Annotated in this window: 16 protein-coding genes and 2 pseudogenes; 14 read left to right on the top strand and 4 right to left on the bottom strand. The window is 58.0% G+C overall.

All coding sequences use genetic code 11. The features are described from left to right. Positions 1–244: 244 nt before the first annotated feature. The 6 genes from HFO71_RS36160 (at position 245) to HFO71_RS35430 (ending at position 4,152) form a co-directional block, all read left to right on the top strand. A complete protein-coding gene (locus tag HFO71_RS36160; RefSeq protein ID WP_245007105.1) occupies positions 245–568 on the top strand; it encodes a hypothetical protein in 324 nt (107 codons plus the stop codon). After that, positions 507–803, top strand: a complete 297-nt coding sequence (locus tag HFO71_RS36155; protein ID WP_245007104.1) for a hypothetical protein — start codon at positions 507–509, stop codon at positions 801–803. Before HFO71_RS36160 ends, HFO71_RS36155 begins: the two co-directional genes overlap by 62 nt. 93 nt (positions 804–896) lie before the next feature. Next, on the top strand, positions 897–1,661 hold the full coding sequence (locus HFO71_RS35445; RefSeq protein ID WP_077976746.1) for a metallophosphoesterase: 765 nt from the start codon (positions 897–899) through the stop codon (positions 1,659–1,661). A gap of 193 nt (positions 1,662–1,854) precedes the next feature. Beyond that, on the top strand, positions 1,855–2,151 hold the full coding sequence (locus HFO71_RS35440) for a type II toxin-antitoxin system TacA family antitoxin (protein ID WP_077976747.1): 297 nt from the start codon (positions 1,855–1,857) through the stop codon (positions 2,149–2,151). Then, the gene (locus HFO71_RS35435) at positions 2,148–2,645 is read left to right on the top strand and encodes a GNAT family N-acetyltransferase (RefSeq protein WP_077976748.1); all 498 of its coding nucleotides are present in this window, start codon (positions 2,148–2,150) and stop codon (positions 2,643–2,645) included. Before HFO71_RS35440 ends, HFO71_RS35435 begins: the two co-directional genes overlap by 4 nt. Positions 2,646–3,093: 448 nt before the next feature. Then, on the top strand, positions 3,094–4,152 hold the full coding sequence (locus tag HFO71_RS35430) for a nucleotidyltransferase family protein (protein WP_231283901.1): 1,059 nt from the start codon (positions 3,094–3,096) through the stop codon (positions 4,150–4,152). A gap of 72 nt (positions 4,153–4,224) precedes the next feature. Here the strand turns inward: HFO71_RS35430 and HFO71_RS35425 are convergent. Together HFO71_RS35425 and HFO71_RS36150 are read right to left on the bottom strand one after the other, a co-directional pair. Next, positions 4,225–4,569: pseudogene (locus HFO71_RS35425) on the bottom strand (ATP-binding protein); the annotation flags it as partial. A 297-nt stretch (positions 4,570–4,866) separates the two neighbouring features. After that, a pseudogene (locus HFO71_RS36150) lies at positions 4,867–5,187 on the bottom strand (non-homologous end joining protein Ku); the annotation flags it as partial. Positions 5,188–5,375: 188 nt separating this feature from the next. Here HFO71_RS36150 and HFO71_RS35420 point away from each other — a divergent pair. The 8 genes from HFO71_RS35420 to HFO71_RS35385 all read left to right on the top strand — a co-directional run bounded on the left by HFO71_RS35420 (position 5,376) and on the right by HFO71_RS35385 (position 14,553). Then, a complete protein-coding gene (locus HFO71_RS35420) occupies positions 5,376–6,038 on the top strand; it encodes an MreC domain-containing protein (RefSeq protein ID WP_077976749.1) in 663 nt (220 codons plus the stop codon). Positions 6,039–6,169: 131 nt separating this feature from the next. Further along, positions 6,170–6,730 carry a hypothetical protein gene (locus tag HFO71_RS35415; protein ID WP_077976750.1) on the top strand — a complete coding sequence of 187 codons (561 nt, stop codon included), beginning with the start codon at positions 6,170–6,172 and terminating at the stop codon, positions 6,728–6,730. 740 nt (positions 6,731–7,470) lie between these two features. Continuing rightward, on the top strand, positions 7,471–8,391 hold the full coding sequence (locus tag HFO71_RS35410; RefSeq protein WP_077976752.1) for an ArdC family protein: 921 nt from the start codon (positions 7,471–7,473) through the stop codon (positions 8,389–8,391). 207 nt (positions 8,392–8,598) lie between these two features. Beyond that, positions 8,599–9,078, top strand: a complete 480-nt coding sequence (locus HFO71_RS35405) for a hypothetical protein (protein ID WP_077976753.1) — start codon at positions 8,599–8,601, stop codon at positions 9,076–9,078. A 1,063-nt stretch (positions 9,079–10,141) separates the two neighbouring features. Next, entirely contained in the window at positions 10,142–11,590 is a 1,449-nt protein-coding gene (locus tag HFO71_RS35400) for a hypothetical protein (RefSeq protein WP_131661890.1), read from the top strand. Next, positions 11,568–12,392, top strand: a complete 825-nt coding sequence (locus HFO71_RS35395) for a hypothetical protein (protein ID WP_077976755.1) — start codon at positions 11,568–11,570, stop codon at positions 12,390–12,392. Before HFO71_RS35400 ends, HFO71_RS35395 begins: the two co-directional genes overlap by 23 nt. Then, complete coding sequence (locus tag HFO71_RS35390) at positions 12,392–13,594, top strand: hypothetical protein (RefSeq protein ID WP_131661891.1); 1,203 nt, start codon at positions 12,392–12,394, stop codon at positions 13,592–13,594. The genes HFO71_RS35395 and HFO71_RS35390 overlap by 1 nt, the downstream gene beginning before the upstream one ends. After that, on the top strand, positions 13,579–14,553 hold the full coding sequence (locus HFO71_RS35385) for an OmpA family protein (RefSeq protein ID WP_077976757.1): 975 nt from the start codon (positions 13,579–13,581) through the stop codon (positions 14,551–14,553). The genes HFO71_RS35390 and HFO71_RS35385 overlap by 16 nt, the downstream gene beginning before the upstream one ends. Positions 14,554–15,090: 537 nt before the next feature. Here HFO71_RS35385 and HFO71_RS35380 read toward each other — a convergent pair. Next, positions 15,091–16,281, bottom strand: coding sequence for a DUF1173 domain-containing protein (locus HFO71_RS35380; protein ID WP_077976758.1), 1,191 nt, complete (start codon positions 16,279–16,281; stop codon positions 15,091–15,093). 304 nt (positions 16,282–16,585) lie between these two features. Continuing rightward, positions 16,586–16,785, bottom strand: a 200-nt coding sequence (locus tag HFO71_RS35375; RefSeq protein ID WP_170269566.1) for a WGR domain-containing protein, incomplete at its 5' end; no start/stop codon positions are given.

The following is a 16,785-nucleotide window of genomic DNA, read 5'->3' as shown; positions in this document are numbered from 1 at the left end:
GGCCTTCTCAAGGTGGATGCCGGAGGGACGCACCGTTGCGTCAATCTGTTCACCTGCGAAAACGGTTGAAATCACGTTCTCAAATGTGCGCAAACCACGGGTCTCCGGTTCGAACCTGCTCAAGGCGGCGTGTTGGCACTCTCGATGTCGATCTCGGACTCGATGCCGCTGCTCTTGGCGATGGCGGGTATGCGTTGATTGGCAACGGTTTCGTACAGGGCCCGACGTAAAGCGCTTTCGACTCATGCGTGAAGTACCAACCGATGATGTCCGGCCGATCAAAATCGTTGTCGACTTCCTAATGCCGCGAGATGCTGAAATCGTGAAGAACAGGCCGCCGATCGTCAACGACTTTGTGGTACAGCGGGCGGATGCCCCGGATCTCGCTTTGCGCTTTTATCAACTCGTTGCAATCACGGGTGACATGCCTAGCGGCGGAACCAATCGCGTTGAGGTGGCCGTTTGCTCTATCCCGGCATTTTTGGGTATGAAGGGCTATGCGCTCAATGGCCGCCATAAGCAAAAAGCGTGCCTACAACGTTTATTATTGCATCCGAAACGATTCTGATGGCATCGAAGCTCTAGCGGAAGCCTGTAAGCCGCTGCTTGAACACGCAATCGGCGCGGAAGATCATAGGCATTTCGCCAACAAATTCGATGTGCCTAAAGGCTATGGCGCCAGTAGCCTCCGAAACTTCGTCGCAGAAACCGATATTCTCGACGGGCGTTCCGCCGATCAGTGGCAGCAAGACGCTTTCGGGCAGGTCGACGCCTGGCTGCGAGCTCTCGGCTTTCGACGCTGATGCAGCCGTGTATGATGTGGGTGACCCCGGCCTATATATCGAATCGGGAAGACTGGACTATTAAGGCACCATGTTCGCCTGCAGGGAAAAATAGTGACTATCACCGAGAGCTTGCCGTACATCGTCTATGCCATTGCCGACGTCCATGGACGCGCCGATCTTCTCGAAGCCATGCTTGGATACATCGCCGCTGACTCGAATGAACATCATTCGAAGCCGGTCGTGATCTTCCTGGGCGATTTGATCGATCGTGGCCCTCACAGTCCAAAGGTACTCGATCAGGTCTGTTTGACACTCGACCTTTATCCGGGTTCCCGACTAATCCTTGGCAACCATGATTTTTACCTGCGTGAACTCCTTCGTGGTGCTCTCACTCATGAGGACGCCGTCAACTGGATGGACTGGGGAGGCGTCGCGACATTGAGCGCATATTCCACTCTGCCAGTTCCTGCTTTCGAGAACATCGCTGCAGACATCCGCCGCGTTTTCCCACACCACGTGGACTTGCTGGAAAATGCGCTGTCATTTAAGGAGATCGGGCGCTTCTGCTTTGTTCACGCTGGAATACGTCCCGGCGTTCAGCTCGCAAATCAAAGCGAATACGACTTGCGTTGGATCAGGGCGGGCTTTCTCGATCACATTGACGTGTTTGGCCACGTCGTTCTACACGGTCACACGATCACAAAGTCGCTTCGACCAGAAGTCTATTCGAACCGCATAGCTTTGGATACCGGAGCGTTTCGGACTGGCCGGCTAAGCGCCGCTGTAATCAGACACGATGAGCTTTCACACTTCCTATGCACCGAACTGACCGAGAGCGGCGCCATCCGAGTCGCCGAGTGGCGGCCGTCTGATTGACAAGAGTAGGAGGTCGGCTGTCATGTCTCGAAACTATGGCGTTCTCCAAAAAAATAAGACTATGGTCAAAGAATAAAGCCGCGCCGACGGTTTGCTTCAAGCACTGAGAATGAACGCGTAACGACATCATCTTTACGAACCTTGTAAAGATGATGTCGTTACGCTATATGGTCCTTCTAGACAGGAGCTTCCCATGCCGACCTCGCACCCAAGCAAACGCCCGGACGCAAGCGTGGCGCTGAATATGCGCATTAAGCCTGCGACGCGCAACTTGATTGACCGCGCCGCTGAAATGCTAGGCAAGACACGCACAGATTTTATGCTGGAAGCTTCCGAGCGCCGTGCCGAGGAAGTACTACTTGACCGGACGATCTTCACTGTCAGCGCAGAAGTCTACGCAGAGTATCTGGCCCGGCTCGATGCGCCAACACAGCCCAATGAGCGTCTTAAGCGCACCATGTCGACCAAAGCGCCGTGGGATGAGGTGTGACCTTAAGCGTACCCGGGCCACTTGCTGACCATCACGAGCTAGCCGAATTCCATTCTGGTGTCCCTGAGCTTGACGATTGGCTGCGTCTGCGCGCCCGCGCCAATCAGGCGAGCGGCGCATCGCGAACCTTCGTCGTGTGTGAGGCCAACCGCGTCATCGCCTATTACGCCCTCGCTTCCGGCGCGGTAAAGCAATCGGAAGCGCCGGGACGTTTCCGGCGGAACATGCCTGATCCGATACCAGTCGCCGTGCTTGGACGCCTTGCCATTGATCAAACCTATCAGGGACGCGGTTTCGGCAGGGCGTTAGTCCGCGACGCAGGTCTGCGCTTGATCAATGCCGCCGAGATACTTGGGATTCGCGGCGTTTTGGTCCATGCGATATCTGATGACGCACGAGCCTTCTACGAAGCGGTTGGCTTCCTGCCTTCCCCGTCCGACCCCATGATGCTGCTGGTCGGGTTGCATGACCTCAACAACGCGCTGACCTCCTGACCAAGCTGACTGCTAATCGCTGGAATCAAACCGTGAAATTCGGCGCAAGAAATGAGGTGCCGAGGGTTCCGATCCGTTCAAGGCGACTTGCTCAATGAGTTACCTGAGTATGCGCTCCTAAACCGAGGAATTCTTGGAGGCGCGATGACTTGACCCCTCTGATTTTTTGCAATCCGGTCCCGAGAGGCCAGAATGTGAGCGGAGCGAACTTGTAAACGCAGACAGCAAGGAGAAGTGTTTCAACTGATTCACTATATTATATTTGCGAAAACAATATAGAGAGGCCTTTGGATAGTGACAAGTGTTAGATTGAGCATATCCCTGCCTTGGCCGGGAGCCCGATATTCGTCGTGAAGGTGGGGACAGTGCCCCAGGGGAGTGCCGACTACCGCTTGCCCAAAGACAGTGTCTATACTAGATTTGTGAAAACAATATAGAGGCCGCCGTGATCAAGCAGATTGATCTCATGTTCCGGACCATGGTCGCGGAACTTCAGCAACGGGCATTCGATGACGATTGGGCGGAAGACTTCCCCCCGTCGGGTAGATTTGTGCCGGTGGCAGTCGATGGTCGGCGCTATTGGTATTTCGACCAACCCGACGGTGAGGGCGGGCAGAAGCGCCGGTATGTCGGGCCTGCCGACGATCCCGTGATTTCGGAACGGGTCGAAACCTTCAAGGGCGAGAAGTCAGACTATAAGGCACGCCGCAAGTTCGTTTCCACGCTGACGCGGGAAGCCGGTTTGATTGCTCCTGATCGCTTTACCGGCGATGTCGTACAAGCGCTTGCCAAGGCCGGTCTCTTCCGGCTGCGCGGTGTTCTCATCGGCACTGTCGCTTTTCAATGCTACTCAGCATATCTCGGCATCCGTCTGCCCTCGGCGGCGATCCTAACAGGTGATGCAGACCTAGCCCAGGATTTCGCGATCTCTGCCGAAGTAGCGGATTCACTGCCGCCGATCCTCGATCTCCTGAAAGGGCTTGATCCAACGTTCCGGGCCGTGCCGCACATCAGCGGTAGCCCTCGATCTCATGCCTTCCGGAATCAAACCGGCTACCGGGTCGAATTCATGACGACGAACAGAGGAGCTGAAGAATATTCTGACAAACCCGCCAACATGCCCGCTCTCGGCGGCGCGTCGGCCGAACCGCTAAGGTTCATGGATTTCTTGATCCGTGATCCCGTTCGTTCGATCCTGCTACATGGTGCCGGTATCTCGGTGGTCATCCCTGATCCTTGCAGGTATGCAGTGCATAAGCTTATCGTTGCCGGTCGCCGCCAAAATGACGCTGGCGGCCAAGCCAAACGGGATAAAGACCTGAGACAGGCAGGAATGCTATTCGACGCCCTGCCGGTCACCGGCCACGGGCCTTCACTGGCTGATGCCGTGGAAGAGGCATGGAATCGCGGACCTGCCTGGAAGCTGGCAATCTCGGAGGCAGCTGAAACCATGCACAAGGAATATTGGGGCGGCGTCAATCGAATGGTTGGCACTCTCACGAGATAAAGATAGGCCCGCTTGAGTGTTGATTTGCGCTGAGAGTTGACCCGGGATTTGCACTGAGAAGTGACCCGCCTCTTAGGTATTGTTCGGGTCCGTTGTGGTGGTCAAGGTCTTACGTTTCTCCTTTGTCGATTTTGGTTCATGCGCTGAACTGTTCTTGAAGCGGAAGCTGTCGTTGCCGGTTTCCAGGATGTGGCAATGATGTGTGAGCCGGTCGAGCAGCGCGGTGGTCATTTTTGCATCGCCGAAGACACTCGCCCACTCGCTGAAGCTGAGGTTGGTCGTGATGACGACACTGGTGCGTTCGTAGAGTTTGCTCAGCAGGTGGAAGAGCAATGCGCCGCCTGAAGCGCTGAACGGCGTGTAACCAAGCTCGTCAAGGATGACCAGGTCGGAATGCACGAGGCGATTGGCAATCTCGACATGGCGTTACGGGAGACGGTGCTGGAAGGCGCCTCGGATGACCGGCCGTGGCTCGAGATATATGCCGACAAAATCCAGGACATCGCTTAGAATCTGGCACATCGAAAGCGCTGCGTGGGCCCGAGATACAAGGGAGGCGCCGGTGCCCAACCCTAACGGCGAGCCTGTCGAGAAACTTTAGCGACTGCCAGACCGTCGTGAACCCGGCTTTAGGATCGAGTTCGCTATTGCCGGGAACAAGTAAGATCCGACCGTCTCGCACGATGAGATCATCGATATCGCACCTGCATGGGGTCACCGGGCCTTGCTCGATTTCAGCTCTGCGGCCACGGACTTTTTCAACGCGTCCATGATGTTCACGACGGTCGAGGCCGGAGCGGCGCCCGGCTTGCCCTTGGCGGCCTTCTTGGCGGGCTTGAGAGCCTTTTTCTATTCCGCAATGATCTTCAGCAGACTTTCTTGGATGGGGTCGCTTACCATGTCCGGGGACCACCGGGGGGTCTTCTGCTTGATCAACTGCTGGACTAGCGGGATCAGCTTGGGGTCAGCCTCTTCATCGATTCCTTCGAAGTAGGATTCCTCAGGGCGCACTTCGTCGCCGAACCGCAGCGTCCAGGAATGACCATCCAGAGCGGCAACGTCCGCTCCTTATGAGCCCAATGGAGCCTTTTGTCGTCTCAGTTCCCGTGGCTGTGGTGTCGCCAGGTGTGGACCGCCGGCGCAATAGTCGTTATTTGCACGCCATGTTGCGATGGTTAAACCGTCGCTGAAACATCACCGCAGATACCCAAGGCTTATTTAAAGTGAAAAAAGTGCAGCGCAGCTTTGCCGTCGAGTACAAATCAGGTCGGCGAAAACTCAACTCTAAACCGAGCTCGATCTGGGCAGACACGGATCTCAAGTCCGTTGCGCAAGATATGGAAGACGAGGCAATGCCATTTATGTCATTAGCTCCTCAGGCAAGAAGCAGCGAGATGCTTGTATCCGGAGAAGAACGGGCCGCGCCGTTATTGACACTGCCGATCGAGCAAGAGACAAATGCATCGGCTTTACAGGAGACCATAATGGCCGACGAAAAAGATACGACAACCAATGCTGACACGCCGGCCGCCGCGGCGTCCGATGTAGCGAAGAAGGTGCGCAAACCTCGCGCCAAAAAGGTGGTCCCTGCAACGGCCTCAGTCGCCGTTTCGGCGGAACCGGCAGTTGCTTCGGGTAGCGCAGTTGAAAAGCAGAAGAGAAGACGCAAAGCGAAGCCTGACGAAGGGACGACGAGTGCCAAGCGTGCGCCTGTCAAACGTGCTCCGAAGGCTGTGTCGATTGCGGCTGCACCTTCGGTGGCGGCCATTGACGAGATCGCGGATCTTCTGCAGCTCGAAGAGGAAAACCAGAGGCTGCGCAAGCTGCTGGCGGAGAAGCTCCGAGCTGAAAATGCCGATCTGCGAAAGCGACTGAACCTCGGTTGATCGACAGCAGACGGTCAAGCGCTGATCGCATTCTCATGCTTATTGAAGTGAATATTTTGGCGGCGGTTCGTTCCGCCGCCAACGTTTTTTGCTCGGAGTTTGCACCCTGAGTAGAATCGAGGTCGAATAAAATGGCGTCTCCATGGAAACTTCTTGCTAGGCTGGTGTCACGGCGACGCCAGCGGACGCAAGAACACGGCTCGACCGATGACGTGAAGCCGGACGCAGCAGCCTTCGCGGATCCGGCTGAAACGGCGGGCGACAACCGGTCGAAAGCCACAGACCGTGCGGCCAACGAAAAGCCGGTCACTCACGAACAACACGAGGCGGTGTCGGTAGACCCCCATCATGCCGAAGAAGCGGTAAGCAGTGTTGATGACACGACAGATGTCGAAAGCGCCACGCTTGAGAAAGCGGTTGATCCGGCCTTATCCAATGAGGCCGACGTAGCCGGGCACCCCTCGCCAAAGGCATTGCCAGTAGGCGAAGGTCCAACGCGAAAGCGCAGCAGGCGGAGCAAGAAAGCGAAAACGATTGCTGTCGTTCTTCCACCTTCTTCAGGCGCTAGCGCCGTTTCTGACGACGCAGTCAGCCTGGATGGAGAAATCAGGTTGCTTCGGGATCAGCTGGCGACGAAGCTTAGGCTGCAAAACGCACAACTGAAGAGGATGCTGGATCGGTTCGAGCGCTGAAATTTTCATTTCCTATCGTACCAATCGCGGCCATTTTGCCTTGGCTCGGAAGGGGTATGAGCTGCGTTGCTCGCGAACTGGATAGCGTCTGGTTGCTCTGCCGCCCGAATGAGATAGAGCAGCGGGGCTTTCATACGGCTGTGCTCAATTCCGATTCCGCCTGCCTTTACTGAAATGACTTGGCGGCCCCCCGTCTCCACCATCAGCCCGGCTGATCGGTTTGGTAGTGACGTGAAGTCATCCCTGGCGAGTTTGCCCGACCACAGTCCCACGAACATTCCGCCACGTGGCGACAATTGCAAAGTCCAACTCGCGCTCTTCGAGGGACATCGCTGAGAGAGTTTGAAGCCTCCGCCTACTTGCCTCGCCGACAAGAGCGCGATCGATTGTTGCCAGCCCGCTGTTGAGCCCATTCTCGCGCCATGCGTCGATGTTCATCGCTCAGGATGACGATCTTGATTAGCGCGTGACGTTGTATCGCACTCGGCTCATTTGCGATGTGGGCGACGGAATACCGGCTCGCGGATTTGCCATGCCCGCCTCCGTCTAAACCTTCCACTTGAATTGCGGCCATCGCGTCCTGCCCCGGCTTTTGGTCCTGCCAGGCTCGCGCCGCCGGCAACGGCTTTGCCGTCCTCCACTGCGTTGCGGCCCTGCGGGTGCAGACAGCACTTGCAGCCCGGCTTTCGGACCGCCGTAGCAGGTCGCGATGGCCGCGACCTCGAAACGGAGGTTCAGACATGAGCAGGCAACAATCCAATCAACGATCCGATATCTACAGCCGCATCACCGCCAAGATCATCGCCGATCTCCAACAGGGTGTGCGGCCATGGACCAAACCCTGGACGACGGGAGATGCGACAGCCGAAGTCAGCCGCCCCCTGCGCCATAACGGCCAACCCTACACCGGGATCAACGTCCTGCTCCTCTGGTCCGAGGCCATCGCCCGTGGCTTTGCCTCATCAAGATGGATGACGTTTCGCCAGGCAATCGAACTCGGCGGCGCTGTCCGCAAGGGCGAAACTGGCACGACCGTCGTCTTCGCCAGTTCGTTCATCCGCACCGAGACGACCGAGACGGGCACCGAGATCGAACAGGACATTCCGTTCCTCAAAGCTTACACTGTCTTCAACACCGATCAGATCGCCGGCCTTAATGGCCGCTTTGACGACGTCGCACCTGTCCAGGACCCTATGAGCCGCATTGGCGATGCCGGCCGCTTCTTTGTCAATACCGGCGCCCTGATCCGGCACGGAGGATCGGCTGCCTATTATGCCGCTCAGCGTGACTACATCCAGATGCCATGCCTGGATGCCTTCCGGGACGACGCCGCCTATGTCGCCGTCCTCAGCCACGAGATGACGCATTGGACCGCCGCACCGCGACGGCTTGATCGGGATCTCAGCCGCTACGCGAAAGATAGGAGCGATCGGGCCCGCGAAGAGCTTATCGCCGAACTCGGCAGCGCGTTTCTCTGCGCCGATCTCGGCATTGTCCCAGAGCTCGAACCACGCCCCGACCACGCAAGCTATCTCGATGGCTGGCTGAAGGTTCTGGGCAACGACAAGCGCGCCATCTTCTCGGCGGCAGCACATGCGCAGCGCGCCGTCGACTACCTACATTGCTTGCAGCCGGAACTCGAAGAGGAGGAGGCGGCGTAAGCCGTCTCTTCCTTGGCTGACGAATGCCTGCATGACCAGGCCGCCCTGGGCGTCGCACCCCCCCGCAGTGAAAACCTACGCGCGGCTCTGCAGCCCTGTCGCGCCGCCGACGATGAGTTGTCAGCCGTCATTGCCTTTCCGGCAGACCGATCCCGCCCTATCATTCAGAGGCGGCCAGCACGAAAGTCACTGAGATGGGAGAGAGCGATGCGGAATTGTTTTGGCCAGTTAGCGGCAGGAGTCTTTTTCCTCCAGCCATCCTGCATCGCCAACGCGCAAGTACCGAATGCCCTGGAGAGGGCCATCGAAGACGCGCAGCCATGCAGGTCGTTGAAGACCAAGGTATCGAGCTTCGGTATCAGTGTGGAGGTAGGCGTCGACAAGCTCGATTCGGTGAAGATCGAAAACCTGCAATTGTCGGTCAATGGCAACACCGCGGAGGCGAGCGCCCGCGGCACGCTTGCTTGCAAGACCTCGGACGAAGCGCTGGTAAAAGGAGGGTTTTCAGCGACCGCTGAGGTTCGGCTGAAGGTCGACCTTACGACCTGCAAGATGACCGAGACCTCCATCGAGATCGTGAAGACCGGTGGCCGGTTCGGCGACATCGTCAAAGGACTTGAGACTGAAATCTCTGGCGCCCTTCGACGAAGTCTAGCGAAGAACTTGGCCAAGCTTTGCGAGAAGTGACAGCAGATCGACGCCGACCGGTCTGTTGGCGGTCGTCGGAGGCAAGAAAAGTGCGGCATCGCACGACTTATCCACCCAGGGCCGTTCGACACAGTTTTGGATTGACGCCCCGGTCGAAACACTCAGGCCTAGTAACCGCCAATGTCGCCGCGAACTGGGCCAATTCCCTGCGGCTGCGCATAGGTTGTGTTGTCAGATCCACTTGTTGCGCATCCAGAGAGAGACATCAAGACGATTGCTGCTGCGGCCAGAATGTTTTTCAGAGGCACGGCGGTCTCCGATCATGGCAAGCTGCTCAGGCCTTAAGGGCCACGCTGAGGATTTTCGGTTAAATCGCACAGAATGGCAAGCGCCTGATCAACTGGCGGTAAGTGGCGACCCGTCTGTTCAAGCGTCCCGATGGTCGGATGGTGGCGGGGCGAGGGATCTCCAAGCGCTAACATTGATATGCTTGCTGCGGCGCCACGACCGCGACTATATGGTCCGAATTGAAGAGGCGGACATGTCGTTATTGCCCACGCATTGGAATTGCGCCAGTTTCACCGTGACGTCTTGATGGAACGGCTTGCCGGGAGCAGTCGGTCCCGGGTTCCGCTCGTTTCGAGCGGCGCTTTGCTAACCCTCCTGCGGCTGCCCTTTTAACCGGTCAAGCCGTGCGCGAACGGGCGCCGGCGCGGGCGCGCCTTTGCCTGGTATGCTCATTGTTTGGAGGGGCGCCTTGCCATGGGACCCATGGCGGCGCCTTTGAGCTTGGGCATGCGGCCGCGTCGCCTGCCACAATGCTATTCGCGAATTTTCTGCCGCCACGTGGTCAATCGCAAGCCATCCACTCGGTCGCCCCACAAGTGTTCGCCGACCTACAACGATCGGCGACTTTGCAAAGGCCGCGAACTAGCCGCGATCTGCCGTGGACGCAAGCTTTTGGTGCAGGTTCGAGAAAAATCTCGATTAACCGTATATCTCGATTAGTATTCGCGAAGGAAGCGGACGCTGGACCACGTACAACCGCTGCGATATCGAGTTCATCAGCATCATTTGGTAAACAAACCACTAAGGGTTTCGCGTGCGCTTTGAAGCATTGAACAGGCTCTGGGAGGGCGTTCGGGAATCCAGCCACGACTTCCGTGCCTCGACCGACATCTTCCCTTCGCTCGATATTGAGAAGTTCAGTTCCACGCTCGATCTGCGAGCAAAGGGTGCCGAGAACGGCAAGCTCAATCGGCCCTTGCCAACCGCCGCGTCGCTGGACGAGGTCGAGCAGAGGACGGTCGGTCGTATCGAGGAGGAGAAGGCCTCCTCCTATCAGGTTCTTGAAGATCAATTTCAAACCTTCGAGGGTCGCCTGCGCAATCTCGACTTCGAGGGACAGTTTGGGCTGATCCGGCAAGCCAACGCGTCCAGCGTATCCGATTTCAAGGCCGAGGTGGCGAGTGGCGTCGACGAACTGCACGGACTGCGTCGCGATCTGAAAGCGGCCGAGGACGAGATGTCATCCTTCAAGGCGAAACACAATCTCGATCGCGCCGCGAAGATTTCGACCGCCGCCGCGCAGGCGTTCAAGATAGCCCTGATCATTTTCCTCGTGCTCTTCGAAATGATCATGAATGGAAGCTTCCTGGCGAAGGGAAGCGAGCAGGGGATCGTCGGCGGCGTGACCGAGGCGATCGCCTTCGCCGTCCTCAACATCGGATCGGCTCTGCTTTTCTCGGTCTGTTGCGTTCGCTTCCTCGTCCATCGTTCCCTGTTGTTCAAGCTGCTCGGGTTCTGTGGGCTGGTCGCCTATATCTGTATCGCCCTGGGCGTCAATCTTGCCCTTGCCCATTATCGGGAGGTGTCATCGACCGTTCTTTCCGGAGCGGGGGCGGACGTTATCTCTAGGCTCAGGAACGCGCCGCTGGACCTTGCCGAACTGAACTCCTGGATGCTCTTCGCCGTAGGGCTGTTTTTTTCAATCTTGGCCTTCATCGACGGCTGCTACATGACGGATCCCTATCCGGGCTTTGCCGGTGTGAGGAAACGGTTGGACAGCGCGCGATCCAACTACATCGACAGAAAGCTCGAGCTCATCGACAATCTCCGTGACATAAGAGACGATCACAACGCGAAGATCGAGGAGATCGTGCGCGATCTCAGCGGGCGGCGCCAGGAATGCGCGGCCATCATCGCTCACCGGACGCGGACCGTGGGACTGTTCGCGGAGCATCAGAGCAATCTCGAGCGCGCCGCGAACGCGCTGCTGACGATCTATCGCGACGCGAACCGCGCGGCACGGACGGAACCCGAGCCCAGCTATTTTTCTCAACCCTACAAGCTCGAGCGCCTGACACCGGTGCTGCGGACCAGCGAGGAATGGGATGACGCGGTCTTGAGTGGCCGAATTCAGGCGGCTCAGGCGGAACTGTCTGAGCAAATTCGCAAGATCGGTGCCGAGTTCGAAGCTGCTGTCGAAAATTATCACAAGCTGGACAATATATTCCCGGAGGCTGGCCTTGGCGCGATCCAGCAGGCGTAGCCGCAGGCGGGGTGGCAATTCCGCCGGGCTGATTGTCGGCGCCATTGCCCTTGGCTTGGTGTCTGTCGCGATTATCGGTGCGTTCGGGTGGCTCAAATACAGGGCAAGTGGCACCGTGGTGGTCGACAAGGCCTCCCTTTGCCCGGTCACCGGCGCGACGTCCGAAACCGCTATCCTGCTTGACGTCACCGATCCCATTTCCGACACGACGGCGCTCGATCTCAAGAACCAGTTTCAGCAAATCGTGGCCAGGGTTCCAATCGGCGGTGCCATCGATATCTATTCGCTCACCGAGAAGGAAGGAAAGCCGGAGCGAACGTTCCATGGCTGCAATCCAGGCAGCGGCGAACTCGCCGATGAATGGACCAGCAATCCACGACTGATCCAGGACCGCTGGGAAAAGGGCTTTCAAAAGCCCCTGGAGGAAATCGCTGACAGGCTGGCGTCCGGCAAGGCAGGCGATGCCTCGCCGATCATGGCCGGAATTCAGCGGATCAACCTCGAGGTGTTCTCGAGCCTCCCCGCCGGAACGCCCAAGGTCCTCTTCGTCGCCTCCGACATGATCGAACACACGCCGGCCTTTTCGAATTACCGCGACGGTGTCGCCTATTCGAAATTTCAGAAAAGCGAGGCGCGTGATAAGTTCAGGACGTCTCTCGACGGGGTGTCGGTGAAGATCCTCGCGTTTCAGCGTCCAAACCTGAAATTCTCCGCCGAGGAACTGGCCGAATTCTGGAAAGAGTGGATCACGAACAATAACGGCCACTTCGACGGTTTCATCCGTCTGGAAGGAAAACGCTGATGACCTCGAGAGAGGTGACAAAGTCTGCGATCCGCGACTATGGGCCGCTGGTGCTGTTTGCGCTCACGACCATCGGCGGCATGGTGTTCATCTGGACGGCCAAGCTATGGGGATGGCCGACGGCGGTCGTCACTGTCGTGCCATTGCTGCTGATGGCGACCTACTTTCTCGCTTCTCTGCTATTGGCGGGATTCCGGCTGCTTAACGAGCAGGCCGGCGACAATCTCTACTATATGGGCTTTCTGTTCACGCTCTCGAGCCTTGGTGTGTCGCTCTATCTGTTTGCCGGTGAGACCTCCATCGACACGATCGTGCGAAACTTCGGTATCGCGGTGACGTCGACGATCGCCGGGGTGACGCTCCGGATCCTGTTCAACCAGATGCGCCGCGATCCGTTGGACATCGAGCGCAGTGCGAGGCACGAACTTGCCGAGATGACCAGGCGCGTCAGAACCGAGCTCGATTCCTCCGCGCGGGAGTTTTCGAACTACCGCAGGGTCAGCAATCAGATGCTGTCGGAGGGGTTCGACGAGATCGCCCGCCAGGCCGAGAAGAATGGCGAGGATATTCGCAAGGCGATCGAATCCCTGTCGAAAGAGGCGATCAAGCCCATTCAGGAGGCGGCGCAGCAGCTTTCTGCCATCATCGAATCCCACAACAAGACCATCAACGACAGCAACAACAACGCGGCCGCGAAATTGACTGAAACGACCGGTCAGCTCTCGACGATCATCGACAGGTTCGGCGGCGCCGTGGAAAGCGTGGGCGCACGGCTTGGCGAGATACGCGCCCCAGAAGATGTCATCAAGATCGAACTCACGCCGGTCATCGAGTCCATCAGGGAGATGACCGAGGTTCATTTAAAGCGCATGGAGGCGGATACGGAGCGGGGGCGTTCTCATATCGAACAGACAAGGCAAGCGCTCCAGCCGCTGCAGACCCTTGAAGAAAAGCTCGATCGTATCGCCAACGCTCTCGAGAAGCCCCCGATGCCGTTGCCACCTGAGACAGGCCCGATCCGGAGCACTTACGCGGAGCGTCCTCGGCCGGCCGTTCCGACCGGGATTTCAGTCTCCGAGGAAACCGCAATCGACTTGGCCAATCTTGAATCTTCAGCAGCCAAACCCGTCGAAACCGATGATAAGCCACGACCTGCATCAGCGATCGAGCGTAAGAGGTGGTTCAATTGGCAGCGCACATAGCCGAGACCCCGAAACTCGAGCATAAGGGCTACAATCGCGGCCTTATTCTGGGCTTGACCATGGCCGAATCCATGCTGCTGCTCGTCTTTTGTCTCCTGCTGGTGGCGGCCGCGCTCGTGACCGCCGAAAGGAAAAAGCGATATGAGGCCGAGCGGGAGCTGCGGGTCACCGAGCAAAAGCTCGCGGAGCTCAAGAAGGACAATTTCGACGCGACCGCCCGGGTGGTCGAACTTCAGGCCAGGCTTGGAGCCGGCAACCTCTCACCCATCGATCGGGAGAAGTTCGAGAAGGAATGGCGGGAACTGATTTCGGCCCGCCACGCCGTTGACCGCTTGCATAAAAGCGGGGTCGAGATGACCGAGCTCGAAAAACTGGCAGCGCTGCGGAAAGTCCTGATTGACAACGGCATAGATCTCGACGCCGCTCCCGCGGAGATCAAAAGGCTTGTCACCGCCAACGCGGCGGCGAAAAGCCCGCACGAGTGGCCGCCCATCATCAATCTCAGCGAAGCTGGCGGCTATTATTTCAGGTCGGGCAGCGCCGAGCTGACAAACGAATTTCAGCAGATACTCAGCACGTCCATATCTAACCAGATCGCGGATAATCTGTCTCGCTATCAGGTCGACGTCATCGAGGTCATCGGCCATACAGACGAGCAGCCGCTGGCTGGGACGGGTTCCAATCTCGACAAAACCTTCATCGATGTTCTGGACAATAAATTGCCAATCACCTCCCTGGAGTCGGCCGATAACGCCGGGCTCGGATTGGCACGGGCGATCGCCGTTGCGAATATCCTCAAGGCAAATCCGAAACTGACGCAAGCAACGGTGCTTCCGATGTCGGCGGCGCAATTGATACTTCCCGGCGATATCGTCACCGCGGGGCAGGCAGGAAATGTCGAGGCCCGACGACGCATCGAAATCAGAATCCGGAGACGGGCTCAGTCCCTTTCTCCGTGACCAATGGCCCCATTGCGGCGCAAGCCGTCCGGCCTTCCGCCTGGGCTTCGTCACAAACCAGCGCTCGCCTTTCTTGGTGTCAACCTTGGTGCGTTCGTACCCCGGAGACCATGGGGCAGTCGGTACTCACGGCGCAGTCGGCTTGCTTTGGCCGCAGACGACTTGGGATCCCTCCATGTCCAACTGAGCGTCGCCCTTCCCAGGAGCCGTGGGGCGCTCACGGACAGGCGCCTATCTCCAGGTACGTGCAGACTGCGCCTTCAATTCCAACCTCACGGCGCCATCGCATTCGTTAGCCTAGATCCTCCTGCAGCGGGACGGCAAAGGAAGCACATATGAAAAAGATCTCTCTCGCAGTTTGAGCTTCGACGCCAGATACGTCGACACGGCATATTTGACCAAATGGAAAACATTTTTCGTGCACTGCAGCTCTGCACCAAGGTCGAGCCACACAGTACCGACACGAGCGGAACCTATGTGAATTGATATCTCGTTCGATTCGCCAGCATAGACGAACCGGTGCAGAGCTGGTGTCGATCATGGAAGCTGCGGCATTTCCCCTTCGGCCACCCGCCAGATCCACGGTGTAATTTCCGGTCTCGTCTCGATCATCTCAGTCAACGCCTTCTCGAAATCCTCGCCGGCACCCGGAGGCACAATGAACATGGCGACAGGAGCCGGGCGTTGTTCCGGTAAGGTGACCGAGACGATTGGTTGCTCGCGCGAGAGATTGAAACGCAGGCCTTTCACGCTCTTTCGCTTCAGCCTTGAAAGCCGTTCCAGGAGATGTTGCTCTTGCATACTCTCGAACGGGATCCAATTCTCGTTGACCACCATTATCGCGAGCTCCTCGATAGACGCGATCCCCGCGCCTGATATCCCGAAGGTCGCAATCATAGTCAGATGGAAGTCCTCGCTCGACCGCCAGAGTTCCATCTCCGTCTCATATCTGGCGCTCAACCGCTTCCAGGTCCGTTCCTCGATCATAAAGGGGAAGGGAAGGTGACGAACGACGATTTTCTGGCCGTCCCGGGAAGCCGTGAACTCCTTCACCTCCGCCACAGTTATCATCAGTTTCCGCGGCCCGGAACTGGAGGTATGGGCAGGAGCCAAGGCCGCCGCCCGGCGGCTGGCTATTCCCTCGCGCTCCTGCTGATGAAACACTTCCGGCACGAACAGAATGTCGCTCAACGGCGCGCCGCGTGCGGTCATCTGTGAGGCGGCGTTCATGAGACTTGTCCGCACCCTGCCCCAACCGCGTTTGCCGGCCCATGATGAGCGCCATTCCGTCAGTTCTCCCGCCTCCCAGAGATAGTGCAGGACGGCGCGCAACGAGAGCTTCCTTGTCTCATTGCGCAAAGCCGGCTCAGATGCCACGGTGGAGGACGCGGGCGCACTACCAGCCCTCTTTTTCGTCAGGGGAAAATCGAGCTTCAGAGCAGCCTTTCCGCTTCCATCGATCTGGATCGCGTTGCCGATCAAAGACCCAAGACCCGATAGCTCGTAGGGTGGCTCATACGACGGGCATGCGGGGTCATGGTCTCGTCCCGAAAGCGGCATGCGCTTGATGACATGGAGACCGTCGATGCGTGCAATGTACATCGGAAGCGGCGGCTCTATGCATCGGCAAAGTGGCCGTAGCTTCTGCGCGTATGCGCGTTCGAGCCTGGCCGAAAGCTCGGGATCGTCTTCATCGTACACCTGCTCGCCAATCGAAAAGCGTCGCACATGGCCCCCATGATCATCTCGTCGGACCGGCTGACTCGCCTGCGAACATGTAGCATGGGTCTCGTCGATTACACTAGCGCAAAATAGACAGTATAAAGTCGATGGAACACCGCGCTTGGGACCAGTTTTGACCATGTGGTTGGAGGACTTCGGAGATTGGAACTGACCGAACCGAAACCTGAAGGTTTGGCGACAGCATCAGCCCTTGCTTCCGCCTCACAGGGCCAAGCCTGCGGTGCAGTCTTCGCACCTGAAGACGTGACGATTCCTTGCGCGCAGACGATCGCGCTGTGCTGGTGCGCGGTCAGGTCATCACTAACGGCATCGCAGCCTTGGTCGGCCTGTAGCCCTTCCGGCGCTTCCGGCGCGCAAGATCAAGAAAATGCGCCACAGCTTCCTGTTCGGTCCCGAACACGTCGGTCCTCTCACCGCCACACTTCCCGATCCGCCCCCAGCTTCGCACGACCGCGGTTTCGCCAAACAAGGTAGGCTCGATTGCAAGCG

The organism is Rhizobium laguerreae (genome assembly GCF_019778565.1).
Classification (GTDB): domain Bacteria; phylum Pseudomonadota; class Alphaproteobacteria; order Rhizobiales; family Rhizobiaceae; genus Rhizobium; species Rhizobium laguerreae.
Note: the sequence above shows the minus strand (reverse complement) of the source record. Positions and strands in the feature narration are given on the sequence as shown.